Origin of the sequence: Streptomyces tateyamensis (genome assembly GCF_003205575.1) — a bacterium.
Classification (GTDB): domain Bacteria; phylum Actinomycetota; class Actinomycetes; order Streptomycetales; family Streptomycetaceae; genus Kitasatospora; species Kitasatospora tateyamensis.
Genome location: NZ_PYBW01000103.1, coordinates 1 through 22,314, shown reverse-complemented (window position 1 = coordinate 22,314; position 22,314 = coordinate 1). Strand labels below are relative to the sequence as shown.

The 22,314-nt window shown below is 72.3% G+C and carries 23 protein-coding genes; 13 read left to right on the top strand and 10 right to left on the bottom strand.

Annotated elements, in window-relative coordinates:
• Window positions 1-220: 220 nt before the first annotated feature.
• Genes C7C46_RS25555 through ctaC form a run of 3 tightly spaced genes read right to left on the bottom strand, consistent with a single transcriptional unit; the run spans window position 221 to window position 3,254 of the window.
• Window positions 221-637, bottom strand: coding sequence for a cytochrome c oxidase subunit 4 (locus tag C7C46_RS25555; RefSeq protein WP_110672270.1), 417 nt, complete (start codon window positions 635-637; stop codon window positions 221-223).
• Window positions 637-2,403, bottom strand: coding sequence for an aa3-type cytochrome oxidase subunit I (ctaD, locus tag C7C46_RS25550; protein WP_110672269.1), 1,767 nt, complete (start codon window positions 2,401-2,403; stop codon window positions 637-639). Before ctaD ends, C7C46_RS25555 begins: the two co-directional genes overlap by 1 nt.
• Complete coding sequence (gene ctaC, locus C7C46_RS25545; RefSeq protein WP_110672268.1) at window positions 2,400-3,254, bottom strand: aa3-type cytochrome oxidase subunit II; 855 nt, start codon at window positions 3,252-3,254, stop codon at window positions 2,400-2,402. The genes ctaD and ctaC overlap by 4 nt, the downstream gene beginning before the upstream one ends.
• A gap of 352 nt (window positions 3,255-3,606) precedes the next feature.
• Between ctaC and C7C46_RS25540 the strand changes: the two genes are divergently transcribed.
• Complete coding sequence (locus C7C46_RS25540; protein WP_110672267.1) at window positions 3,607-5,064, top strand: cysteine desulfurase/sulfurtransferase TusA family protein; 1,458 nt, start codon at window positions 3,607-3,609, stop codon at window positions 5,062-5,064.
• Here C7C46_RS25540 and C7C46_RS25535 read toward each other — a convergent pair.
• Window positions 5,057-6,031, bottom strand: coding sequence for a carbohydrate kinase family protein (locus tag C7C46_RS25535; RefSeq protein ID WP_110672266.1), 975 nt, complete (start codon window positions 6,029-6,031; stop codon window positions 5,057-5,059). The two genes, C7C46_RS25540 and C7C46_RS25535, sit on opposite strands and share 8 nt — an antisense overlap.
• Window positions 6,032-6,215: 184 nt before the next feature.
• Here C7C46_RS25535 and C7C46_RS25530 point away from each other — a divergent pair, with 184 nt between their 5' ends.
• Window positions 6,216-6,407: a hypothetical protein gene (locus C7C46_RS25530; RefSeq protein ID WP_110672265.1), complete on the top strand. Its 192-nt coding sequence runs from the start codon at window positions 6,216-6,218 to the stop codon at window positions 6,405-6,407.
• A 103-nt stretch (window positions 6,408-6,510) separates the two neighbouring features.
• Complete coding sequence (locus C7C46_RS25525; RefSeq protein ID WP_110672264.1) at window positions 6,511-7,173, top strand: hypothetical protein; 663 nt, start codon at window positions 6,511-6,513, stop codon at window positions 7,171-7,173.
• 84 nt (window positions 7,174-7,257) lie between these two features.
• On the opposite strand, the gene erpA is transcribed toward C7C46_RS25525, so the two are convergent.
• Window positions 7,258-7,611 carry an iron-sulfur cluster insertion protein ErpA gene (erpA, locus tag C7C46_RS25520; protein ID WP_110672263.1) on the bottom strand — a complete coding sequence of 118 codons (354 nt, stop codon included), beginning with the start codon at window positions 7,609-7,611 and terminating at the stop codon, window positions 7,258-7,260.
• Between the two features lie 244 nt (window positions 7,612-7,855).
• Between erpA and C7C46_RS25515 the strand changes: the two genes are divergently transcribed.
• Window positions 7,856-8,725, top strand: coding sequence for a GNAT family N-acetyltransferase (locus C7C46_RS25515; RefSeq protein WP_110672262.1), 870 nt, complete (start codon window positions 7,856-7,858; stop codon window positions 8,723-8,725).
• A 16-nt stretch (window positions 8,726-8,741) separates the two neighbouring features.
• On the opposite strand, the gene C7C46_RS25510 is transcribed toward C7C46_RS25515, so the two are convergent.
• Window positions 8,742-10,109, bottom strand: a complete 1,368-nt coding sequence (locus C7C46_RS25510) for a pyridoxal phosphate-dependent decarboxylase family protein (protein ID WP_245984889.1) — start codon at window positions 10,107-10,109, stop codon at window positions 8,742-8,744.
• A gap of 148 nt (window positions 10,110-10,257) precedes the next feature.
• Window positions 10,258-10,722: an Lrp/AsnC family transcriptional regulator gene (locus tag C7C46_RS25505; RefSeq protein ID WP_110672261.1), complete on the bottom strand. Its 465-nt coding sequence runs from the start codon at window positions 10,720-10,722 to the stop codon at window positions 10,258-10,260.
• 198 nt (window positions 10,723-10,920) lie between these two features.
• On the opposite strand from C7C46_RS25505, the gene nadA reads away from it, so the two are divergent.
• Complete coding sequence (gene nadA / locus C7C46_RS25500; protein ID WP_110672260.1) at window positions 10,921-12,213, top strand: quinolinate synthase NadA; 1,293 nt, start codon at window positions 10,921-10,923, stop codon at window positions 12,211-12,213.
• A gap of 69 nt (window positions 12,214-12,282) precedes the next feature.
• Here nadA and pspAA read toward each other — a convergent pair whose 3' ends face one another.
• Entirely contained in the window at window positions 12,283-12,576 is a 294-nt protein-coding gene (gene pspAA / locus C7C46_RS25495) for a PspA-associated protein PspAA (RefSeq protein WP_110672259.1), read from the bottom strand.
• A 37-nt stretch (window positions 12,577-12,613) separates the two neighbouring features.
• Window positions 12,614-13,444 carry a PspA/IM30 family protein gene (locus C7C46_RS25490; RefSeq protein ID WP_245984883.1) on the bottom strand — a complete coding sequence of 277 codons (831 nt, stop codon included), beginning with the start codon at window positions 13,442-13,444 and terminating at the stop codon, window positions 12,614-12,616.
• 271 nt (window positions 13,445-13,715) lie between these two features.
• On the opposite strand from C7C46_RS25490, the gene C7C46_RS25485 reads away from it, so the two are divergent.
• Window positions 13,716-14,315 carry a DUF3043 domain-containing protein gene (locus C7C46_RS25485; protein WP_245984881.1) on the top strand — a complete coding sequence of 200 codons (600 nt, stop codon included), beginning with the start codon at window positions 13,716-13,718 and terminating at the stop codon, window positions 14,313-14,315.
• Between the two features lie 209 nt (window positions 14,316-14,524).
• Complete coding sequence (locus C7C46_RS25480) at window positions 14,525-15,241, top strand: class I SAM-dependent methyltransferase (protein ID WP_181442515.1); 717 nt, start codon at window positions 14,525-14,527, stop codon at window positions 15,239-15,241.
• Window positions 15,242-15,261: 20 nt separating this feature from the next.
• Here the strand turns inward: C7C46_RS25480 and C7C46_RS25475 are convergent, their stop codons facing one another.
• Window positions 15,262-15,462 (bottom strand): hypothetical protein, encoded by a 201-nt coding sequence (locus tag C7C46_RS25475; RefSeq protein WP_110672256.1) that lies wholly within the window; start codon window positions 15,460-15,462, stop codon window positions 15,262-15,264.
• A gap of 73 nt (window positions 15,463-15,535) precedes the next feature.
• Between C7C46_RS25475 and cobU the strand changes: the two genes are divergently transcribed.
• The 6 genes from cobU to C7C46_RS25445 all read left to right on the top strand — a co-directional run.
• Window positions 15,536-16,132 (top strand): bifunctional adenosylcobinamide kinase/adenosylcobinamide-phosphate guanylyltransferase, encoded by a 597-nt coding sequence (gene cobU, locus C7C46_RS25470; protein WP_342775430.1) that lies wholly within the window; start codon window positions 15,536-15,538, stop codon window positions 16,130-16,132.
• Window positions 16,133-16,157: 25 nt separating this feature from the next.
• A complete protein-coding gene (locus C7C46_RS25465; protein ID WP_110672254.1) occupies window positions 16,158-17,276 on the top strand; it encodes a nicotinate-nucleotide--dimethylbenzimidazole phosphoribosyltransferase in 1,119 nt (372 codons plus the stop codon).
• 29 nt (window positions 17,277-17,305) lie between these two features.
• A complete protein-coding gene (locus tag C7C46_RS25460) occupies window positions 17,306-18,082 on the top strand; it encodes an adenosylcobinamide-GDP ribazoletransferase (RefSeq protein ID WP_110672278.1) in 777 nt (258 codons plus the stop codon).
• A 166-nt stretch (window positions 18,083-18,248) separates the two neighbouring features.
• Window positions 18,249-19,742, top strand: a complete 1,494-nt coding sequence (locus C7C46_RS25455) for a leucyl aminopeptidase (RefSeq protein ID WP_110672253.1) — start codon at window positions 18,249-18,251, stop codon at window positions 19,740-19,742.
• A gap of 420 nt (window positions 19,743-20,162) precedes the next feature.
• Window positions 20,163-21,551: a dihydrolipoyl dehydrogenase gene (gene lpdA / locus C7C46_RS25450; RefSeq protein ID WP_110672252.1), complete on the top strand. Its 1,389-nt coding sequence runs from the start codon at window positions 20,163-20,165 to the stop codon at window positions 21,549-21,551.
• A 76-nt stretch (window positions 21,552-21,627) separates the two neighbouring features.
• Window positions 21,628-22,314, top strand: a 687-nt coding sequence (locus C7C46_RS25445) for a biotin/lipoyl-containing protein (protein ID WP_342775429.1), incomplete at its 3' end; no start/stop codon positions are given.

Sequence of the window (22,314 nt, the reverse complement as noted above, 5' to 3'; positions counted from 1 at the left end):
CCCGTCCTGCTGCACGTGTGCCGCCCACCGGATCCTCCTGAGGTTCGGACGATGCATCAGATCGTAGGAACATCTCCGCACCCAACCGGGGGACCCGCACGCCGCTGCACCCGGCCGGGTGAATGACCGACCGCAGCCGAGAGCCCCGCCACAGCCGAAAGCCCGACGGCGGGCCCCCTCCGCAGAGGGGGCCCGCCGTCGGGTGGGAGAGAACCGGGGCCTACTGGTTCTGGTTCTCGCCGCGGTAGAACTCGAAGACCCAGCCGAACAGGCCGATCAGGATCAGCGGGGCGGCCCAGAACATCAGCCACCAGCCGAAGATCACGCCGCAGAAGGCGAACGCGCCGCCGATCGCCAGCGAGAGCGGCTGCCAGCTGTGCGGGGCGAAGAAGCCCATCTCACCGGCGTCGTCCGAGACCTCGGCCTCGGGGTTGTCGCCCGCGCCGGTGTCCACCCGCTTGGAGGTGAAGCCCAGGTAGAAGGCGATGAACGCGCACAGGCCGAAGGCCAGGAAGAGCGCGGTGGTGCCGGCCGCCTCGGTGCCGTGGTCACTGTGCGTGGTCCACACGCCGTAGACCACGGCCATGATCAGGATGAAGGCGGCGAAGCCCGCGAAGATCTTGCCCTGCTCCTTCATCAGGCGTCGCCCTCCTTCTTCTTGTCAGCGTCGTACTCGGCCGGGATGACGCCCGCGAGGTGCTTGGCCGGGTGGCCGTGCAGCTCCAGGTAGTCCAGCGCGGCGATGTCGGGGTGGTGCAGGTCGAACGCCGGGGATTCCGAGCGGATCCGCGGCAGGGTGAGGAAGTTGTGCCGCGGCGGCGGGCAGGAGGTCGCCCACTCCAGCGAGCGGCCGTAGCCCCACGGGTCGTCGGTGTTGACCGGCTCGCCGTACTTGGCGGTCTTCCAGACGTTGTACAGGAACGGCAGGATCGACAGGCCCAGCAGGAACGACCCGATGGTCGAGACGGTGTTCAGCGTGGTGAAGCCGTCCGAGGCCAGGTAGTCGGCGTAGCGGCGGGGCATGCCCTCGGCGCCGAGCCAGTGCTGCACCAGGAAGGTGGTGTGGAAGCCGAAGAACAGCGTCCAGAAGGTGATCTTGCCCAGGCGCTCGTCCAGCATCTTGCCGGTCATCTTCGGCCACCAGAAGTGGAAGCCGGCGAACATCGCGAAGACGACGGTGCCGAACACCACGTAGTGGAAGTGGGCGACGACGAAGTACGAGTCCGAGACGTGGAAGTCGATCGGCGGGGAGGCCAGCAGCACACCGGTCAGACCGCCGAACAGGAAGGTGACCAGGAAGCCGACCGTCCAGAGCATCGGGGTCTCGAAGCTCAGCGAGCCCTTCCACATGGTGCCGACCCAGTTGAAGAACTTCACCCCGGTCGGGACCGCGATCAGGAAGGTCATGAACGAGAAGAACGGCAGCAGCACCTGGCCGGTGACGTACATGTGGTGCGCCCACACCGTGACCGAGAGGCCGGCGATGCCGATGGTCGCGGCGATCAGGCCGGAGTAGCCGAACATCGGCTTGCGGCTGAACACCGGGATGATCTCGGAGACGATGCCGAAGAACGGCAGCGCGATGATGTACACCTCGGGGTGGCCGAAGAACCAGAACAGGTGTTGCCACAGGAGGGCGCCACCGTTGTTCGGATCGAAGACGTGGGCCCCGAACTTGCGGTCCGCCTCCAGGGCGAACAGCGCGGCGGCGAGCACCGGGAAGGCCAGCAGGACCAGCACGGCGGTCAGCAGGACGTTCCAGACGAAGATCGACATCCGGAACATCGTCATGCCGGGCGCGCGCATGCAGATGATCGTGGTGATGAAGTTGACCGCACCGAGGATGGTGCCGAAGCCGGAGAAGGCCAGACCCATGATCCACATGTCGGCGCCGACACCCGGCGAGCGGACCGCGTCCGACAGCGGCGAGTAGGCGAACCAGCCGAAGTCGGCCGCACCCTGCGGGGTGAGGAAGCCGCCGACCGCGATCAGCGAGCCGAACAGGTAGAGCCAGTAGGCGAACATGTTCAGCCGCGGGAAGGCGACGTCGGGGGCACCGATCTGCAGCGGCATGATCCAGTTCGCGAAGCCGGCGAAGAGCGGGGTCGCGAACATCAGCAGCATGATCGTGCCGTGCATGGTGAAGGCCTGGTTGAACTGCTCGTTCGAGAGGATCTGGGTCCCCGGACGAGCCAGCTCGGCACGCATCACCAGCGCGAGGATGCCACCGATCAGGAAGAACGCGAACGAGGTACCGAGGTACATCGTGCCGATCGTCTTGTGGTCGGTGGTGGTCAGCCACTTGATGATGGTGGCACCGGGCTTGCGGGTGCGCTGTACCCCGTCGGCCCGGACGGCGCCCCCATGCGCCCCGCCGGCGGCGGGTTCGTTGAGGATGGTCACTTCGCTTCACTTCCCATGCTGATGGCGCCCGACGGCACCGCCCCGGCCTGGCCGTTGGCCCGCAGGTCCTGCAGGTGCTTCACGTAGTCGTCGTGCGAGACGACCTTCACCTTGAAGAGCATCCGGGAGTGGTCCACGCCGCAGAGCTCCGCGCACTTGCCGTCGTACTCGCCGATCACGGTGGGAGTGACCTCGAACTTGTTGACCACGCCCGGCACGACGTCCATCTTCATCATGAAGTTGACGGGCCAGAAGTCGTGGATCACGTCACGCGAGGTCAGCCGGAACTGGACCGACTCGTTGACCGGCAGCCACAGCGTCGGCATCTGCTTGGGCGTGCCCACGTCGTACGCGGCCTGCTGGTTGTTCGGGTCCGGGATCTCGGTGTTCTCGTAGTTGAACGCCCAGCTCCACTGGAAGCCCACCACGTTGACGAAGTGCTGCGGCTTGGCCGAGACCTGGGTCAGCTTCGCCTCGTCACGGGCGACGAAGTAGAAGAGGACCGAGACGATGACGATGGGGACCGCGGTGTAGAGCGCCTCGATGGGCACGTTGTACCGGGTCTGCGGGGGGATCTCGATGCCGGTGCGGCTGCGCCGGTGGAAGATCACGCTCCAGATGATCAGACCCCACATCAGAACGCCTACTGCCAGCGCCGCGATCCACGACCCCTGCCACATCTGGAGGACCAGGTGGCCATCCTTGGTGACGGGGCTGGGGAGGCCAAGCCTGGGCAGGTCGTTGGCCGAGCAGCCGGTAGCGGTCGCGATGACGAGGCCCAGTGCCAGCGCCTGAGGCAGCTTCCGCCGCATCGTGCGCCGCGGCGAGCGGTCGGAGCCGTTGGGACTCACGTAGCGCCTTCCCGAAGTCTCGCCCGCGACCACGCCGCCCGCGCGGAGGTCCTTCGCCTCCCCGAGCGACCCGCCCACGGGCACGGTTTGAATGCTTATGCGGGCCAAACCCTACTCCAGGCTTATGCGCCCCTGACGGGCAGGTCCTCCTAACGCGCCGCCCGGCTACCCGATCAGCCCCCGGCAGTACGGAATCCCTGGTCACCACCGGCTTTCCGACTCCGTACACCCGATCGAGGGATGGCTCTCAGACGATCGGGTGACGCCCCGTCGGCACCGGACGAACCGGACATAAGGCGCCGACCGCCAGTGGTCGACTGACGGAGCGTGACCTCCGGATACGGTGTCGGGTGTGTCGTCCTCACCGAACCTCTACTTCGACGCCGCCTCCACCGCCCCGCTGCACCCGGTGGCCCGGCAGGCGCTGGCCGCCGCCCTGGACGAGGGCTGGGGCGACCCGGCCCGGCTCCACCGCTCCGGCCGGCAGGCCCGGATGCTGCTGGACGCCGCCCGCGAGACGGTGGCCGAGCTGTTCGGCGCCCGGCCCGACGAGGTGTCCTTCACCAGCAGCGGCACCCAGGCGGTGCACCTGGGCATGCTCGGCGCGCTGCGCGGGCGGCGCCGGACGGGGCGTCACCTGGTCCACTCCGCCGTCGAGCACTCCAGCGTCCTGCACACCGCCGAGCTCTTCGCGGCGGACGGCGGCGAGCTGACGGCGGTGGGGGTGGACCGGGCCGGCCTGGTCTCCCCCGCCGGGTTCGCCGCGGCGGTGCGGCCGGACACCGCACTGGCGGTGCTCCAGTCGGCCAACCACGAGGTGGGCACGGTGCAGCCGGTGGCCCAGACCGCCGCGCTGCTCGGCGAGGTGCCGCTGCTGGTGGACGCCGCGCAGAGCGCCGGGCGGCTGCCGGTGCCGCCGGGCTGGTCGCTGCTGGCGGCGAGCGCGCACAAGTGGGGCGGCCCGGCCGGGGTCGGGGTGCTGGCGGTGCGCAAGGGGGTGCGGTTCGCCTCGGTGCTGCCGGCCGACGAGCGCGAGTCGGGGCGGGTGCCGGGGTACGTCAACGTGCCCGCGATCGTGGCGGCGGCGGCCTCGCTGCGCGCGGTGCGGGCCGAGGCGGCGGCCGAGAACGCCCGCCTGCACGCCCTGGTGGAGCGGATCCGCACCGCGGTGCCGCAGCTGGTTCCGCAGGTCGAGGTGGTCGGGGACCCGGTGCACCGGCTACCGCACCTGGTCACCTTCTCCTGCCTGTACGTGGACGGTGAGGTGCTGCTGACCGAGCTGGACCGGGCCGGCATCGCGGTCTCCTCCGGCTCCTCCTGCACCTCCAGCACCCTGACGCCCAGCCACGTGCTGGCCGCGATGGGCGTGCTGACCGAGGGGAACGTGCGGGTCTCGCTGCCGACCGGGACCACCGCGGAGCAGGTGGAGCGGTTCCTCGCGGTGCTGCCGGGACTGGTGGCCCGGGTGCGGGAGCCGCTCGGGCTGGACCTGCCGGCGCCGGCCGCCGCCGTGCAGCCGACTGCGGCTGCCGTCCCGCCGGGCGGGGCGGAGCCCCACGCGCCGGCGTCCGACGCACTGGTGCTGGACGCGCTGGGCAAGCGCTGCCCGCTGCCGGTGATCGAGCTGGCCAAGCGGTTCGGCGAGGTCGAACCGGGCCGCCTGGTGGTGGTGCTGGCCGACGACGAGGCGGCCCGGCTGGACATCCCGGCCTGGTGCGAGATGCGCGGGCAGGCCTACGAGGGCGAAGCCCCGGCCGCCGACTACGGGGCGGACCGGGGCTTCGCCTACCTGGTGCGCAGGCTCAGCTGAGCCGGGCCGCCACCTCGGCGCCGGCAGCCTCGCCGTAGGCGGCGGAGAACCGCTCCAGGAAGTGGCCGGCCCGCAGCTCGTACTCCTGGGTGCCGATGGTCTCGATCACCAGGGTGGCCAGCATGCAGCCGATCTGCGCGGCCCGCTCCAGGCCCAGCTCCCAGGAGACGCCGGCCAGGAAGCCGGCCCGGAAGCCGTCGCCGACGCCGGTCGGGTCGGCCTTCTTCTGCTCGGGCGCGCAGGGCACCGTGATGTCCGGCTCGCCCTTGCGCTGGATCCGCACGCCCTTGCTGCCCAGCGTGGTGATCCGGGTGCCGACCCGGTCGAGCACCTCGGCGGCGGTCCAGCCGCTCTTGGACTCGATCAGCGCGGCCTCGTACTCGTTGCTGAACAGGTAGGCGGCGCCGTCCACCAGCTCGCGGATGTCGTCCCCGTCGAGCCGGGCCAGCTGCTGCGAGGGGTCGGCGGCGAAGGCGTAGCCGCGGGTGCGGCACTCCTGGGTGTGCCGCACCATCGCCTGCGGGTCGTCCGCGCCGATCAGCACCAGGTCCAGGCCGCCGACCCGGTCGGCGATCGGCTGCAGCTCGATGTTGCGGGCCTCGGCCATCGCCCCGGTGTAGAAGGAGGCGATCTGGTTGTGGTCCTCGTCGGTGGTGCACATGAAGCGGGCGGTGTGCCGGGTCTCCGAGATGTGCACCGAGTCGGTGTCCACGTTGTGCCGCTGCAGCCAGGACCGGTACTCGGCGAAGTCCGCCCCGGCCGCGCCGACCAGCACCGGGCGCAGGCCCAGCAGGCCCATGCCGAAGCTGATGTTCGGGGCCACCCCACCGCGGCGGATGTCCAGGGTGTCGACCAGGAAGGAGAGCGACACGGTGTGCAGCTGCTCCGGGACCAGCTGGTCGGCGAACCGGCCGGGGAAGGTCATCAGGTGGTCGGTGGCGATCGAGCCGGCGACGGCGATCCGCACGGGGACTCCTTGCTACGGGGGTGGGGACAACCCCCCTAAGGTACCGTCCGGGCGACTACCTGCGGGTAGGTCTGGCAGCTCCCCCGGCGGGCGCCTAGGGTCGCGATCACAGCCCCATTCCGCGGCGACGAGGCCGCGGTCGGCGATCGGAGCCCCGATGCTTCCCCCCTCATCCCCCGTCCAGGTGCCTGCCGCTCTGCTGGCCGAGACGGACCCGGACACCCTCGACGCCCTGCTCGACTCCTCCCGCCGGCTCGGCCACTTCTGGCCGCTGGTGGCCGGGTCGCCGCAGCCGGGCGCGGCCCCCAGCGGCCCGATCACCGTGCCGGACCGGACCAGGGCGCTGGTGGCCGGGATGGCCGAGTACGGCCTCTGACCGGTCCGCCGCCCGGGGCGGGAACCGGATTCCTCCCGGACACGTCAGATCCGCGCAGTCACCACTGCACCCGGATCCGCCGACTACTGGAGGACGTCGCACCATGGACGAGTCGACCCCCGCCCACCCGGCCCACCGCCGCACCCGCCGTACCCTGGCGGCCGCCGCCCTGCTGCTGTCGGTGTCCACGGCGGTCAGCGCCTGCGGCGGCGGCTCCGGCAGCAAGGCGAGCATCGCGGCAACCGTTTCCCCGAGCTCCGGCGCCAGTGCCACCGCCGGGGGCAGCGCCGACCCGGCCGCCCCGGGCCAGAGCGCCTCGCCGGCGCCGGGCAACGGGAGCACGCCCGGCGCGGGCGCCCCGTCGGCGGGCAGCACGCCCGGCGGCTCGGCCCCGTTGAAGCCCACCACCGCCCCGCCGGCCGGCGGGGCCACCCCGCCGGACAACCCGAACGACCCGCAGCAGCGGCTCAAGCCGACCGGCTACCTGACCCAGGGCAACCAGCTGACCGTCTTCTTCTTCGGCGGCACCTGCGAGAAGTACGGCCTCAAGCTGAACGAGACCAAGGCCGGCCAGGTCGGGGTGGACGTGGTCGTCACCCAGCCGGCCAGGGTGGGCGAGATGTGCCCGGCCCTGGTCAAGAGCGACTCGGTGGTGGCCGACCTGTCCCAGCCGCTGCAGGGCCGCTCGGTGGTCAGCCTGCGCGACGGGTCGAACGTCCCGCTGGAGACGGCCCCGAACGGCGGCCCGGTCAGCGCCGGCAACTGACCCCGGACTGCGAAACGGGCGGCGGCCCCCGGAAACTCCGGGGGCCGCCGCCCGTTTCACTGCCGCTAGGAGCGCGGCTGTCGACTAGCTGAAGGAGTCGCCGCAGGCGCAGGAGCCGGTGGCGTTCGGGTTGTCGATGGTGAAGCCCTGCTTCTCGATGGTGTCGACGAAGTCGACCGTGGCACCGCCCAGGTAGGGGGCGCTCATCCGGTCGGTGACGACCTTGACGCCGTTGAAGTCCTTGACGACGTCGCCGTCGAGCGAGCGCTCGTCGAAGAAGAGCTGGTAGCGCAGGCCCGAGCAGCCGCCGGGCTGCACGGCGACGCGCAGCGCGAGGTCGTCGCGGCCCTCCTGCTCCAGCAGGCCCTTGACCTTGCCCGCGGCCGCGTCGGTGAGGAGCAGACCACTCTCGACGGTGGTCTCGTCCTGGACGGTCATCTGTACTCCCGGTCTGTGACGACAAACTGCCACCAGTGCAAACCAGCGGCCGCCCGGATTGATTCCGGGCAGTGGAACTCGGTGGGGGTGTCTCGGCGAGCCGCCGTCCGCACCCCGTCCGTCCATGCTCGCACACCGCGCGGGACCCGGTCACGGCCCGTTCACCGGCCCGGACGTGCCGCCGCTCACAGTCGATCCGGGAAAACCGGCGGCACGGCACCGCAGGAGCGGCCAGGATGGTCGGATGATCCTGCGCCAGCTCCGTGACGATCCCGCCGACACCGAGGCCGTCCGCGAGATCTCCGACGCGGCCTTCGGTGCGCTGACGCCCGACTCGACCCGGGTGCCGACCGAGGCCCAGGCCGCCTTCCAGCGGGCAAGGGCCGGCCACCTGGCCGCCACCGACCCGCAGGGCTGCTGGCTGGCGGTGCAGGACGGGGCGGCGATCGGCTTCGCGCTGTCGATGCGCCGCGAGGGGCTGTGGGTGCTGGCGCTGACCGCGGTGCTGCCGCAGTACCAGGGCCAGGGGGTGGGCCGGCTGCTGCTGGAGCGGGCGCAGGAGCACGGGCGCGGCTGCCTGCGCGGCATGATCACCGTCTCGGTGGACCCGGCCGCCGCCCGCCGCTACCGCCGGGCCGGCTTCACCCTGCACCCGACCATGCGGCTGTCCGGGCAGCTCGACCGGTCGGCGCTGCGGGACACCGGCGAGCTGCCGGTGCACCGCGGCAACCACACCCACCTGCACCTGCTGGACTCGATCGACCGCCGGCTGCGGGACGCCGCGCACGGGGTGGACCACGAGCTGATGCTGCGCCACTACGACGAGCTGCTGGTGGTCGACACCGTGACGGGCACCGGCTACTGCTACCGCGACGGCGGGACCGTCAAACTGCTCGCGGCCACCACCCGGCACATCGCCACCCGGCTGCTGCGGGAGGCGCTGGCCGCGGTGCCGGAGGGTGCCGAGGCCAAGGTGGAGTGGCTCACCGCCGAGCAGGAGTGGGCGGTGGACGTCGGGCTGGACGTGGGACTGACGGTGGAGAACCACGGGTACCTGGCGCTGCGCGGGATGCGCCCGCCGGCGCCGTATCTGCCCAGCGGGGGTTTCCTGTAGCCCCGCTGACGGCGCGTCAGGCCATCGTGTCGAGGATCTCGCGGACCATCTCCATCGTGGTCCCCGGGTGCAGGAAGGCGAACCGGGCCACGGTCTGCCCGTCCCACCCGGTCGGCGTGACGAAGCCCACCTGGTCCGCGAGCAGCTGGCGCGACCAGGCGTAGTACTGCTCCTCGCTCCACCCCTTGCGCCGGAAGCAGACCGCCGAGAGCTGCGGGTCGTGCAGCAGCTCCAGGTGCTCCGTCTCCCGGATCAGCTGCGCGGTCTCCCGGGCCAGCGTCAGCCCCGCCTCGATCGCCTCGGTGTACGCCTGGGTGCCGTGCACCGCGAGCGAGAACCAGAGCGGCAGCCCGCGGGCCCGCCGGGTCAGGTGGTAGGCGTAGTCGGTCGGGTTCCACTCGTCGCCCTCGTGGTGCAGCACGTCCAGGTACCCGGCGTCCTGGGTGTGCACCGCCTTGGCCAGCCGCGGCTCGCGGTAGATCAGCGCGGCGCAGTCGAACGGCGCGAACAGCCACTTGTGCGGGTCCACGACGAAGGAGTCGGCGTGCTCGATCCCGTTGTAGCGCTCGCGCACCGAGGGGGCGAACAGGCCCGCGCCGCCGTAGGCGCCGTCCACGTGGAACCACAGGCCGCGCTCGCGGGTCACCTCGGACAGCCCCTGCAGGTCGTCGATGATGCCCTCGTTGGTGGTTCCCGCGGTGCCGACCACGGCGATCACCGTCTCCGGGTGGGGGTCGGCCGCCAGCGCCGCGCGCAGCGCCTCGCCGGTGAACCGCCGGTCCACGGTGGGGACCTTGAACGCCTCCACCCCGATGATGTTGAAGGTGTTCTTCACCGAGGAGTGCACCTGGTCGGCCACCGCGATCCGCAGCCGCGCCTGCGGGCCGACGCCGAGCCGGCGGCGCGCCGCGTCCCGGGCCACCACCAGCGCGGACAGGTTGCCCGCCGAGCCGCCGGAGACGAAGGTGCCGCCGGCCCCCTCGGGCAGCCCGGCCCGGTCGGCTATCAGGCGCAGCACCTGGTTCTCGGCCGCGATCGCCCCGGCCGCCTCCAGCCAGGAGATGCCCTGCAGCGAGGCGCAGGAGACCACCATGTCGAAGAGCAGCGCGGCCTTGGTCGGGGCGCACGGGATGAAGGACAGGTAGCGCGGGCTGTCGGCGGAGATCACCGCGCGGGACAGCTCGTGGTCGTACAGCTTGAGCACGTCGGCGGGGGCGTTGCCGTGCTCGTTCAGCAGCCCGGCCAGGTGCGCGCGCAGCCGCTCGCCCTCGCCGGGGTGGTCCAACGGGACCGGGTCGTACTGCAGCCGGTCGCGCATGTACCCGAAGACCAGGTCGACCAGGTCGTTGTCCGGCTGGTGCATGCGGTGCGGGGCGGTGGTCACGGGGGCTCCTTCGGCTGTCCAACTGCGTGATCAGCCTAGGCAGCGCACTCCCCCGCCCGCGCGTCCGAATGCGCCGGTCCGGGCAGCTTTCGAGCGTCTTCCCCGCGCGGTGCGCAGGATTCCTGCGCCGCCCGACCGGGGGCCTGGTTCAGCCGATCAGCCGGGAGAGCACCACCGAGCTGCGGCTGCGCTGGACGCCCGGTTCCTTGCGGATACGTTCGATCACCGCCTCCAGGTGGCGGGTGTCGGCGGCGCGCAGGTGGACCAGCGCGTCCGGGTCGCCGGTGACCGTCCAGGCGGCCACCACCTCGGGGAACTGGCGCAGGCTGGCCAGGATCTCCTCGGGCGCGGTCCGCTCCCGGCAGTAGACCTCGACGAAGGCCTCGGTCTGCCAGCCCAGCAGCTCCGGGTCGAGCACCACGGTGAACCCGCGCACCACGCCGCGGGCCCGCAGCCGGTCGATCCGGCGGCGCACCGCGGTGGCGGACAGGTTGGCCAGCAGGCCGATCTCCGCGTAGGAGGCGCGGCCGTCGCGGCCCAGGTGGGCCAGGAGCAGCCGGTCGGTCTCGTCCAGCTGGACCCCGCCGCCGGCGACCGGACTGCTGCTGCTCATGGTGCGGGCTCTCCAGGGTTCGGATTGCGGACGGCGGCTACCGCCCCATTCTCCCGAACGGAACGTCGCAGTCCACTGCCGGTCCGCTCCCGCCCCCGGACGTGCACGACGTCAGGTCCACCACGTGCGAGGACACGCTGTCCAGCCGATCGCGTCACATCGACACGATGTCCATCGTCAGAGTGACGCGAACGGGTTATGATAGATAATGTCAGAAAGACGAGAAGGCTGGGAACCTCCGGCCGCACAGGAGGGCAGCCGCCCGTGACCACCACCGTTGACCCCAGCTTCACCGAGCCGTCCGCGACCCCGCTCGCGCTGCTGCTGCTCGGCCGCCAGGCCGACCCGAACAGCGAGCGCGGCGTGGAGTGCCCCGGCGACCTGCCGCCCGCCTCCGACCCGGACCTGGTCGCGCGCGCCCGCGCCGCCAAGGCCGCGCTCGGCGACCGCGTCTTCATCCTGGGCCACCACTACCAGCGGGACGAGGTCATCGAGTTCGCCGACGTGACCGGTGACTCGTTCAAGCTGGCCCGCGACGCCGCGGCCCGTCCGGAGGCCGAGTACATCGTCTTCTGCGGCGTGCACTTCATGGCCGAGTCGGCCGACATCCTGACCGGGGACACCCAGCAGGTCGTGCTGCCGGACCTGGCGGCCGGCTGCTCGATGGCCGACATGGCCACCGCCGAGCAGGTCGCCGAGTGCTGGGACGTGCTGCGCGAGGCCGGCATAGCCGAGGTCACCGTGCCGGTGTCGTACATGAACTCCTCCGCCGACATCAAGGCCTTCACCGGCAAGCACGGCGGCACCATCTGCACCTCCTCCAACGCCCAGCGCGCCCTGGAGTGGGCCTTCGAGGAAGGCGCGGCACGAAGCGCCTCGATCGAGGGTGACGGACCGCGGGTGGGCGAGAAGGTGCTCTTCCTGCCCGACCAGCACCTGGGCCGCAACACCGCGGTGCGGGACCTGGGCCTGTCGCTCGACGACTGCGTGCTCTACAACCCGCACAAGCCGAACGGCGGCCTGACCGTCAAGGAGCTGCGCGCCGCCAAGATGATCCTGTGGCGCGGCCACTGCTCGGTGCACGGCCGGTTCACCGTGGAGTCGGTGCGCGAGGTCCGCGAGCGGATCCCGGGCGTCACCGTGCTGGTGCACCCCGAGTGCCGCCACGAGGTGGTCGCCGCCGCCGACCAGGTCGGCTCCACCGAGTACATCATCAAGGCCCTGGAGGCCGCCGAGCCCGGCTCCAAGTGGGCCATCGGCACCGAGCTCAACCTGGTCCGCCGCCTGGCCAAGGCGCACCCGGACAAGGAGGTCGTCTTCCTGGACCGCGCGGTCTGCTTCTGCTCGACCATGAACCGGATCGACCTGCCGCACCTGGTCTGGGCGCTGGAGTCGCTGGTCGAGGGCCGGGTGCCGAACGTGATCACGGTCGACCCGGAGACCGAGAAGTACGCCAAGGCCGCGCTGGACCGGATGCTGGCCCTGCCGTAACCGCGGCAGCACACGTCGAAGGGGCGGTACCCGGTCCGGGTACCGCCCCTTCACGTCGTTTCCCGGCCGCTAGTCGGCCAGGCCCGGGATCAGCCCGTCGCCCTCGGTCCGCAGCACCTGGTGGACCTCCTCGATCGTGGCCCCCTCACTGGGCAGGATCGCGTCCGAGGGGCCCAGGTAGTCGGCCGCCACCGGCACGCCCACCTCGCGCACGGCACCGAGCAGGTTGTCCAGAGTGACGCGCCACGCCGACTCGTCGTTCGAGTCCAGCGCGGCGAGCAGCTCGTCGTCGAGCTGGTTCAGCCGGTTCAGGTGCTCGTCCGCAACTTCGAACTGGCCCTCGCCACCGATCCGCACGATCATGCCGGTCGTTCTCCCTGCTGTTCGAGACGGACGGGTCTTACTTCTGGTAGTTGATGGTGGGCGGGGTGTCCTGCGGCCCCTGGGCACCCGGCTGCTGCTGGTGCGCCTGCTGCGCTCCGCCGCCGTGGCCCTGCTCGATCGCGGCCGGGCCGGCCGACCCGCCGCCCAGCTCGGCCTTCATCCGGGCCAGCTCCAGCTCGACGTCGCTGCCGCCGGCCACCCGCTCCAGCTCGGCCTCGATGTCGTCCTTGCGGCCGATGCCGCTGTTGTCGTCGAGCGCGCCGGAGGCCAGCAGCTCGTCGATCGCGCCGGCCCGGGCCTGCATCTGCGCCGTCTTGTCCTCGGCCCGCTGGATCGCCAGGCCCACGTCGCCCATCTCCTCCGAGATCCCGGAGAACGACTCCGCGATCCGGGTCTGCGCCTGGGCGGCGGTGTAGGTGGCCTTGATGGTCTCCTTCTTGGTGCGGAAGGCGTCCACCTTGGCCTGCAGGCGCTGGGAGGCGAGGGTGAGCTTCTCCTCCTCGGCCTGCAGCTGCTGGTACTGCACCTGGAGGTCGTTGATCTGGGACTGCATCGCCGACTTGCGGGTCAGCGCCTCGCGGGCCAGGTCCTCGCGGCCCAGCGAGAGGGCCTTGCGGCCCTGGTCCTCGTACTTCGCCGACTGCTGCTGGAGCTGGGTGAGCTGGAGCTCCAGGCGCTTGCGCGAGGTGGCCACGTCGGCCACACCGCGGCGCACCTTCTGCAGCAGTTCGAGCTGCTTCTGGTACGAGTAGTCGAGCGTCTCGCGCGGGTCCTCCGCACGGTCCAGGGCCTTGTTCGCCTTGGAGCGGAAGATCAGCCCCATTCGCTTCATGATTCCGTCGCTCATGGGCCTCGGGTGCCCCCTTCTCCGGGCTGCGGTTGCTGACTCGTACCGAACGTCTACTGCGAGTGTATGTGCAGCGAGGTCCTCACCGCAGTACACCTACCTGCAACAAGACTGCTACGGATGGGCCCCCGGTTGCCTCCTCCCGAGGGAGGATCGGCACCCCTGCCCCCTGACAGGGAAAGCCCTACCGGAAGGCCCCCGCGGGGACTCCCGCCAGGTCGCGGGACGCCTGGCTCGACGGCATGATGCCCGCACCCCGTACGCTTGTCGTGTGTTCCGACGCCGTTCAGACGAAGCCGCCTCCTCCGCCACCGCGCTGGCCGAGCAGGACGACCTGCCCCAGACCCGTGACCCGCAGGCCAAGAAGGGCCGGCCCACCCCCAAGCGCAGCCAGGCCGAGGCCTACCGCCGCACCCGGGTGACCGTGCCCAAGGACCGCAAGGAGGCCGCCAAGCAGGCCCGCGAGCGGATGCGTGCCGAGCGCGAGAAGCAGCGGACCGCCCTGCTCAACGGGGACGAGCGGGCACTGCCCGCCCGCGACAAGGGCGCGGTGCGCCGCTTCGCCCGCGACTACGTCGACTCCCGCTGGGCGGTCGCGGAGTTCTTCCTGCCGTACGCCGTGGTGGTGCTGGTGCTCAGCATCGTCCGGGTGACCTCGCTGCAGATCCTCTCCACCCTGCTCTTCGTGCTCTTCCTGGTCCTGGTGGTGCTGGACTTCGTCCGGATGGGCCTGGGCCTGCGCCGCGCGCTGGCCAACCGGTTCCCGCAGGAGAACACCCGCGGCGTGGTCGGCTACGCGCTGATGCGCACCATCCAGATGCGCCGGATGCGGCTGCCCAAGCCGCAGGTGAAGCGGGGCGAGCACCCCTGACCGCTGATCCGCTGCCGTACGACTGGGCCCCTGCCGCGCCGGGGCCCGGTCTGTACGCGCTGCCCGGCCAGGCCGCAGGTCAGCACGACCGCGGCTGGGGCCAGGATTGGCACCAGCAGGGCCTGCCCGCGCGCAGCGGGTCGTTCGCCGGCGGTGCCGGGGCCTGGCTGGAACGGCAGGGCGGACTGCACAACCTGGTCCGCCAGGAGATGGTCACCCGGCAGCTGACCGAGCAGCTGACCGCGCACTTCGGCGCGCGGGCCGTCCAGCACCCGCTGCGGGTACTGGACGTGGGCTGCGGCCAGGGCACCCAGGCGGTCCGGCTGGCCCGGGCCGGGCACTGGGTCACCGGCCTGGACTCGGACCCGGTCACCCTGGGCGCCGCGCAGGCGGTGCTGGGCGCCGAGCCGCCCGAGGTGCGTGAGCGGGTCCGGCTGCTGAGCGGCGACGGCCACCACTGCGGGCGCTGGTTCGGCCCCGGCAGCTTCGACGTGGTGCTCTGCCACGGCGTGCTGATGTACCTGCCCGACCCGGATCCGCTGATCGCCTCGCTGGCCCGGATGCTGGCCCCCGGCGGGCTGCTCTCGCTGCTCGCCCGCAACCGGGACGCGCTGGCCATGCGGGCCGGCCTGACCGGCGACTGGCGGGCCGCCCTCCAGGGCTTCGACTCCGACCACTACACCAGCCGACTGGGCCTGACCGCCCGCGCCGACCGGCTGGGCGACCTGGCCACCACGCTGCGCGAGGTCTCCGTCCCGCTGCGGCACTGGTACGGCGTGCGGGTCTTCAGCGACGCGATGCCCGACCACGCCGCCCCGGTGGACGGCCGCCAGCTCGGCCAGCTGCTCGAGGCCGAGGAGCGGGCCGGCCGCGAGGATCCGTACCGGCAGGTGGCGGCCCTGATCCACCTGGTCGGGGCCAAGTAGGCGGTGCCGCTGACGGGGGCTCAGCCCTCCCGCAGGCTCATCGGGTAGATCACCTGCTCGTCGTCGAGCAGCACCACCCGGTCCACCCCTTCCGCCAGCAGGCGCTTGTACTCCTCGCCGATCCACGACTCGGCGTCACCCTGGTTGGAGAACTCCTCCACCCCGTCGGCCGGCGTGATCACCGTGCCGTCGGCCGCCTCGTACCGCCACGTCCAGACCATCGGAACTCCTCTCCTCGGCTGCCAGGCTGCCCGCCGTGCCGCCGCTCAACCCTGATGGACAAGGATGGAGCGTATGGCACGCACCCTGATCCTCGGCGGCGCCCGGTCCGGCAAGTCGACCCGGGCCGAGCAGTTGCTCGCCGCGCACCGCGACGTCCTGTACGTGGCCACCGGCGGCACCCGGGAGGACGACGCCGACTGGGCCCGGCGGGTCGAGCTGCACCGCGAGCGCCGGCCGACCGGCTGGCGCACCGCCGAGACGCTGGACCTGGTGCCGGTGCTGGCCGACGCCGCGGACCCGGCGCCGGTGCTGGTCGACTGCCTGGGCCTGTGGCTGACCGGGACGATGGACCGGGCCGGCGCCTGGGACGAGGACGCCTGGCACCGGGGCGCCGAGGCCGCGGTCGCCCGCCAGTGCGCCGACCTCGCCGAGGCGGTCCGGCTGACGCCCCGTCAACTGGTCCTGGTCAGCAACGAGGTGGGGCTCGGTGTGGTGCCGGGTACCCCGGCCGGGCGGCGGTTCCGCGACACCCTGGGCCGGCTCAACATGGCGGTGGCCGAGGCGGCGGACCACGTGCTGCTGGTGGTCGCGGGCCAGGCGCTGGCCATCAAGGGCGGCGCACCGGCGGAACGCGAGCGGCAGGAGCGGCCGGCGCCCCGGACAGGGTGATCCCTGATTGGTATGGTTCCCCGCGATGGACACCACCGTGGATCTCGATGCCTTCGCCTCGCTGGTCGAGCGCCCCGACGACGCCGCCCGCCGGGCTGCCGACGAGCGCTGGGCCGCGCTCGACCAGCCACGAGGCGGGCTGGGCCGGCTCCAGGAACTCGGCAGCTGGCTCGCCTCGGTGCAGGGCGCGGACCCGGTCCGGCCGCTGAGCGCCCCCCGGGTGCTGCTCTTCGCCGGCGACCACGGCCTCGCCTCGCTCGGCATCTCCGCCCGGCCCGCCGAGGGCGGCACCGCCCGCCGGGTGCACGCCGTGCTGGACGGCACCGCGCCGGTGGCCAAGCTGGCCCGCCGGTTCGGCGCCGAGCTGCGCGTGGTCGACCTCTCGGTGGACGCCCCGGAGGCCGAGTTCCCGGCCGAGGTGACGCAGCACCGGGTGCGCCGCGGCTCCGGCCGGATCGACCTCGAGGACGCGCTCACCGCCGAGCAGGCCGCGCAGGCCTTCCGGATCGGCATGGCGATCGCCGACGAGGAGGTCGAGCTGGGCACCGACCTGGTGGTGCTCGGCGACCTCGGGGTCGGCTCCACCGCGGTGGCCGCGGTGCTGGTCGGCGCGCTGTGCGGCACCGACGCGGCCGCGGTCTGCGGGCGCGGCTCGGGCATCGACGACAAGGTCTGGATGGTCAAGTGCGCGGCGATCCGCGACTCGCTGCGCCGGGCCCGCCCGGTGCTCGGCGACCAGTTGGCGCTGCTGGCCACCGTCGGCGGCGCCGACTTCGCGGCGATCACCGGATTCCTGCTGCAGGCCGCCGCCCGCCGGCTGCCGGTGGTGCTGGACGGGGTGGTCTCGGCCGCCTGCGCACTGGTGGCCCAGCGGATCTCGTTCCGGGCGCCGGAGTGGTGGCAGGCCGGCGCGCTGACCGGTGAGCCCGCGCTGGCCAAGGCCTACGACCGGCTCACCCTGACCCCGGTGCACGACCAGCAGGTCACGGCCGGCGAGGGGATCGGCGCACTGCTCGCGCTGCCGCTGCTGCAGGCCGCCTCGGACGCGCTGGCCGAGGGGGAGTTCGTCCCGGCGGCGGCTCCGGCCGCGCCGCGCACGCCGGCTCCGCTGCCCTCGGCCGCCGAACTGCTGGGCAGGCCTTGAGTGATCAGCACGTCCTCGAGGAACCCGGCCTGAGCCCGCGGCCGGAACCGGCCGCGTTGCACGGACTGCGGTTCGCCTTCGGCACTCTGACGGTGTTCCGGGTGCGGGTGGCGCGCTGGGACCGGCCCTCGGCCGGGCGGGCGATGCTGGCCGCGCCGCTGGTCGGCCTGGTACTCGGCGCCCCGGCCGGCGCGCTCGGCGCCCTGTTCGCCTGGCACGGCGCCCCGCTGCTCGGCGCGGTGGCCGCCGTCGCGCTGCTCGCCGCGCTGACCCGCGGGCTGCACCTGGACGGCCTGGCGGACGTGGCCGACGGCCTGGGCAGCGGCAAGCCCGCCGAGGACGCGCTGCGCATCATGAAGCAGTCCGACATCGGCCCGTTCGGCGTGCTGACCCTGGTGCTCGCGCTGTTCGCCCAGGTCGCCTGCCTGGCCGCGCTGTTCGGCCACTCGCCGCGCCACGGCGCCCTGGCGGTGCTGACCGCGGCGGTGGCCGGGCGGTGCGCGCTCGGCTGGGGCTGCCTGCGGTCGGTGCCGGCCGCCCGGCCCGGCGGCCTGGGCGCGATGGTGGCCGGCACCGTCTCCCCCGCGGCCCAACTGGCCGGCACCCTCGGCTGCGCCGCGCTGCTGTCACTGGCCCGGCCCTGGCTCGGGATCAGCCTGACTGCCGGTCAACTCGCCGCGGCCCTGCTGCTGCGCCGCTGCGTGCGCCGGTTCGGCGGGATCACCGGCGACGTGCTGGGCGCTCTGCTCGAAACCGCCCAGACCGCCACGCTCGTTCTGCTGACAGTCAACCCCTGGCTCCCGTAGCGTCGGTTCCCGGTTTTCTCCCGGCTCCCCCAGGGACGCGGCATCCCACTATGCGGACTACCATGCGGGGAGCACCGTAGCCCTGCGCCGTCACTGCGGAGCATGCTGGGGCTGTAGCCATGCCGCACATCCGGCCGTGGACCGCGAAAGAACAGGACGCATTTACGTGACTGCATTGTCTGTGAGCACCTCCTCCGCCGCCGCACTGCGCGCGGATGCCCTGGTGATCGGTGTGGCGAAGGGCCCCAAGGGCCTGGTCGTGGCCTCCGGCGCCGAGGCGGTGGCCGAGGCGTTCGACGGCAAGCTGGCCGAGCTGCTCACCACGCTGGGTGCCACCGGCGCCGAGGGCGAGGCCACCAAGCTGCCCGCCCCCTCCGGTGCCAAGGCCGGTTTCGTGCTGGCCGTCGGCCTGGGCGAGGCGGCCGAGGCGGGCTGCCCGGTCGAGGCGCTGCGCCGGGCCGCGGGCGTGGCCGCCCGCACCCTGGCCGGTGCCAAGAAGGCGGGCCTGGCGCTGCCGGCCGACACCGCCGAGGAGGTCGAGGCGGTCGCGCTCGGCGCCCTGCTGGGTGCCTACGACTTCACCGTCTACCGCACCGCCGAGGGCGGCAAGGAGCCGGTCGGTGAGCTGGTCGTGCTGAGCTCCCGCAAGGGCAGCAAGGAGGCCAAGGCCGCGCTGGAGCGCGCCACCGTGCTGGGCGAGGAGATGAACCGCGCCCGCGACCTCATCAACACCCCGCCGAACGACCTGAACCCGAAGTCCTTCGCGGCCATCGCGCAGGCCGTCGGCAAGGAGCACGGCCTCAAGGTCGAGGTGCTGGACGAGAAGGCGCTGGCCAAGGGCGGCTTCGGCGGCATCATGGGCGTCGGCATCGGCTCGGCCAACCCGCCCCGCCTGGTGCGGATCGCCTACACCCACCCCAAGGCCAAGGCCTCGCTGGCCTTCATCGGCAAGGGCATCACCTACGACTCGGGCGGCATCTCGCTCAAGCCGGCCGGCCACAACGAGACCATGAAGTGCGACATGTCCGGCGCTGCCGCCGTGTTCGCCTCGGTGGTCGCGGCCAAGCGCCTGGGCCTGGCGGTCAACGTCACCGGCTGGCTGGCGCTGGCCGAGAACATGCCCTCCGGTTCCGCCACCCGCCCCGGCGACGTGCTGCGGATGTACGGCGGCAAGACCGTCGAGGTGCTCAACACGGACGCCGAGGGCCGGCTGGTGCTGGCCGACGCGATCGTGCGGGCCGGCGAGGAGAACCCGGACGCGATCGTCGACGTGGCCACCCTGACCGGCGCCATGGTGCTGGCGCTCGGCACCCGCACCTTCGGTGTGATGGCGGGCAGCGACGAGTTCCGCGACCGGCTGCACGCGGTGGCCGGCCGGGCCGGCGAGCAGTCCTGGCCGATGCCGCTGCCGGCCGAGCTGCGCAAGGGCATGGACTCCCCGGTGGCCGACCTGGCCAACATGGGCGAGCGGATGGGCGGCGGCCTGGTGGCCGGCCTCTTCCTGAAGGAGTTCGTCAAGGAGGGCATCGACTGGGCCCACCTGGACATCGCCGGCCCCGCCTTCCACGAGGGCGCGCCGTACGGCTACACCCCCAAGGGCGGCACCGGCAGCGCCGTGCGCACCCTGGTGCAGTTCGCGGCGGAGACCGCGCAGGGCTGAGCCCGAACCGTTTCGCGGCAGGGCCCGGTGCTTCGGCACCGGGCCCTGCCGGCGTTGCGGCCCGGGTTGACTTTCCCCTGCGGTTACCCATCGGTAGGGCCACCCGGCGTTCACCTGCGTGTTCGCCTCGGGCGAAACTTTGTTCCACGACGTGGAATCAGCTGCCGCCACGATCGGCCCGGACTGCCGGCGACACCCCGCAACACCCCCACTGACCTGCACGGACACCCCTCCTGGAGGGGCACCCGCACCCCATCGGCGGCCCGCTGGACCCCCCACAGGGTGGACCCGGACTTCAGCGGCGGTGAACAAGTGCGAAGATGTATTTCCGGCACGACTGGGCGCCCCACAAGGGCATCGGGACTTTCCGGCCCCAGTACCGGCCCGGACGATCCACACCCATTGCATGGAGGACGTGACGTGGCGAACGACGCCAGCACCGTTTTCGACGTAGTCATCCTCGGAGGCGGAAGCGGCGGCTACGCCGCGGCGCTCCGCGCCGCTCAGCTGGGCCTGAGCGTGGCCCTGATCGAGAAGGGCGAGCTGGGCGGTACCTGCCTGCACCGCGGGTGCATCCCGACCAAGGCGCTGCTGCACGCGGCCGAGATCGCCGACGAGACGAAGGACGCCGCCGAGTTCGGCGTGCTGGCGACCTTCCAGGGCATCGACATCAACGGTGTCCACAAGTACAAGGACGACGTGGTCTCGGGTCTGTACAAGGGCCTGCAGGGTCTGGTCGCCTCCCGCAAGGTCACCTTCATCCAGGGCGAGGGCCGGCTCTCCTCCGCCACCTCGGTGGACGTCAACGGCCAGCGCGTCGAGGGCCGCCACATCGTGCTGGCCACCGGCTCGGTGCCCAAGTCGCTGCCCGGCCTGACCATCGACGGCGACCGGGTCATCTCCTCCGACCACGCCCTCAAGCTCGACCGCATCCCGAAGTCGGCCGTCATCCTCGGCGGCGGCGTGATCGGCGTCGAGTTCGCCTCGGTCTGGAAGTCCTTCGGCGTCGACGTCACCATCGTCGAGGCGCTGCCGCACCTGGTTCCGCTGGAGGACGAGAACTCCTCCAAGCTGCTGGAGCGCGCCTTCCGCAAGCGGGGCATCAAGTTCGAGCTCAAGGCCCGCTTCTCCGGCGTGGAGTACACCGAGACCGGGGTCCGGGTCTCCACCGAGAACGGCAAGCAGATCGACGCCGACCTGCTGCTGGTCGCCATCGGCCGCGGCCCGGTCTCGCAGGGCCTGGGCTTCGAGGAGGCCGGGGTCGCGATGGACCGCGGCTACGTCCTGGTCGACGAGTACATGCGCACCAACGTGCCCACCATCTCCGCGGTCGGCGACCTGGCCCCGACTCTCCAGCTGGCCCACGTCGGCTTCGCCGAGGGCATCCTGGTCGCCGAGCGCCTGGCCGGCCTGAAGGCCGTGCCGATCGACTACGACGGCGTGCCGCGGGTGACCTACTCCAACCCCGAGGTCGCCTCGGTGGGCATCAGCGAGGCCAAGGCCGTCGAGCTGTACGGCAAGGAGAAGGTCGTCACGGTCAAGTACAACCTGGCCGGCAACGGCAAGAGCAAGATCCTCAAGACCGCCGGCGAGATCAAGCTCGTCCAGGTCAAGGACGGTGCCGTGGTGGGTGTCCACATGGTCGGCGCCCGCATGGGTGAGCAGGTCGGCGAAGCCCAGCTCATCTACAACTGGGAGGCGCTGCCCGCCGAGGTCGCGCAGCTCATCCACGCGCACCCGACGCAGTCCGAGGCCCTCGGCGAGGCGCACCTGGCGCTGGCCGGCAAGCCGCTGCACGCGCACGACTGATCAGCGCGTTCGCCGACACCCTCACCAACTGTCCGAACTTCCTGAACGCAAGACTTGAAATGGAGTCGCTGGAACCATGGCGGTCTCAGTAACGCTGCCCGCGCTGGGCGAGAGCGTGTCCGAAGGTACTGTCACCCGCTGGCTGAAGGCCGAGGGTGAGCGAGTGGAGGCCGACGAGCCGCTGCTCGAGGTGTCGACCGACAAGGTCGACACCGAGATCCCCGCGCCGGTCTCCGGCATCCTCGCCGCGATCAAGGTCGCCGAGGACGAGACCGTCGAGGTCGGCGCCGAGCTGGCCATCATCGACGACGGCTCCGGCGCCCCGGCGCCCGCCGCCGCCCCGGCCGCCGAGGCCGCGCCGGCGCCGGTCGCCGCTGCTCCGGCCCCGGTCGCCGAGGCTCCGGCCGCTGCCCCCGCCGCTGCCGCCCCGGCCGCGCCGGCCGGCGACGCCACTCCGGTGCTGCTGCCCGCGCTGGGCGAGTCGGTCACCGAGGGCACCGTCACCCGCTGGCTCAAGGCCGAGGGTGACACCGTCGAGGTCGACGGGCCGCTGCTCGAGGTCTCGGCCGACAAGGTCGACGCCGAGATCCCCTCGCCGGTGGCCGGGACCCTGGTGAAGATCCTGGTCGGCGAGGACGAGGCCGCCGAGGTCGGCGCCCAGCTCGCGCTGATCGGCGCCGCGGGTGCGGCCGCCGCCGCGCCGGCTCCGGCCGCCGCACCGGCCCCGGCCGCCGCACCGGCGCCGGTTGCCGCTCCCGCTCCG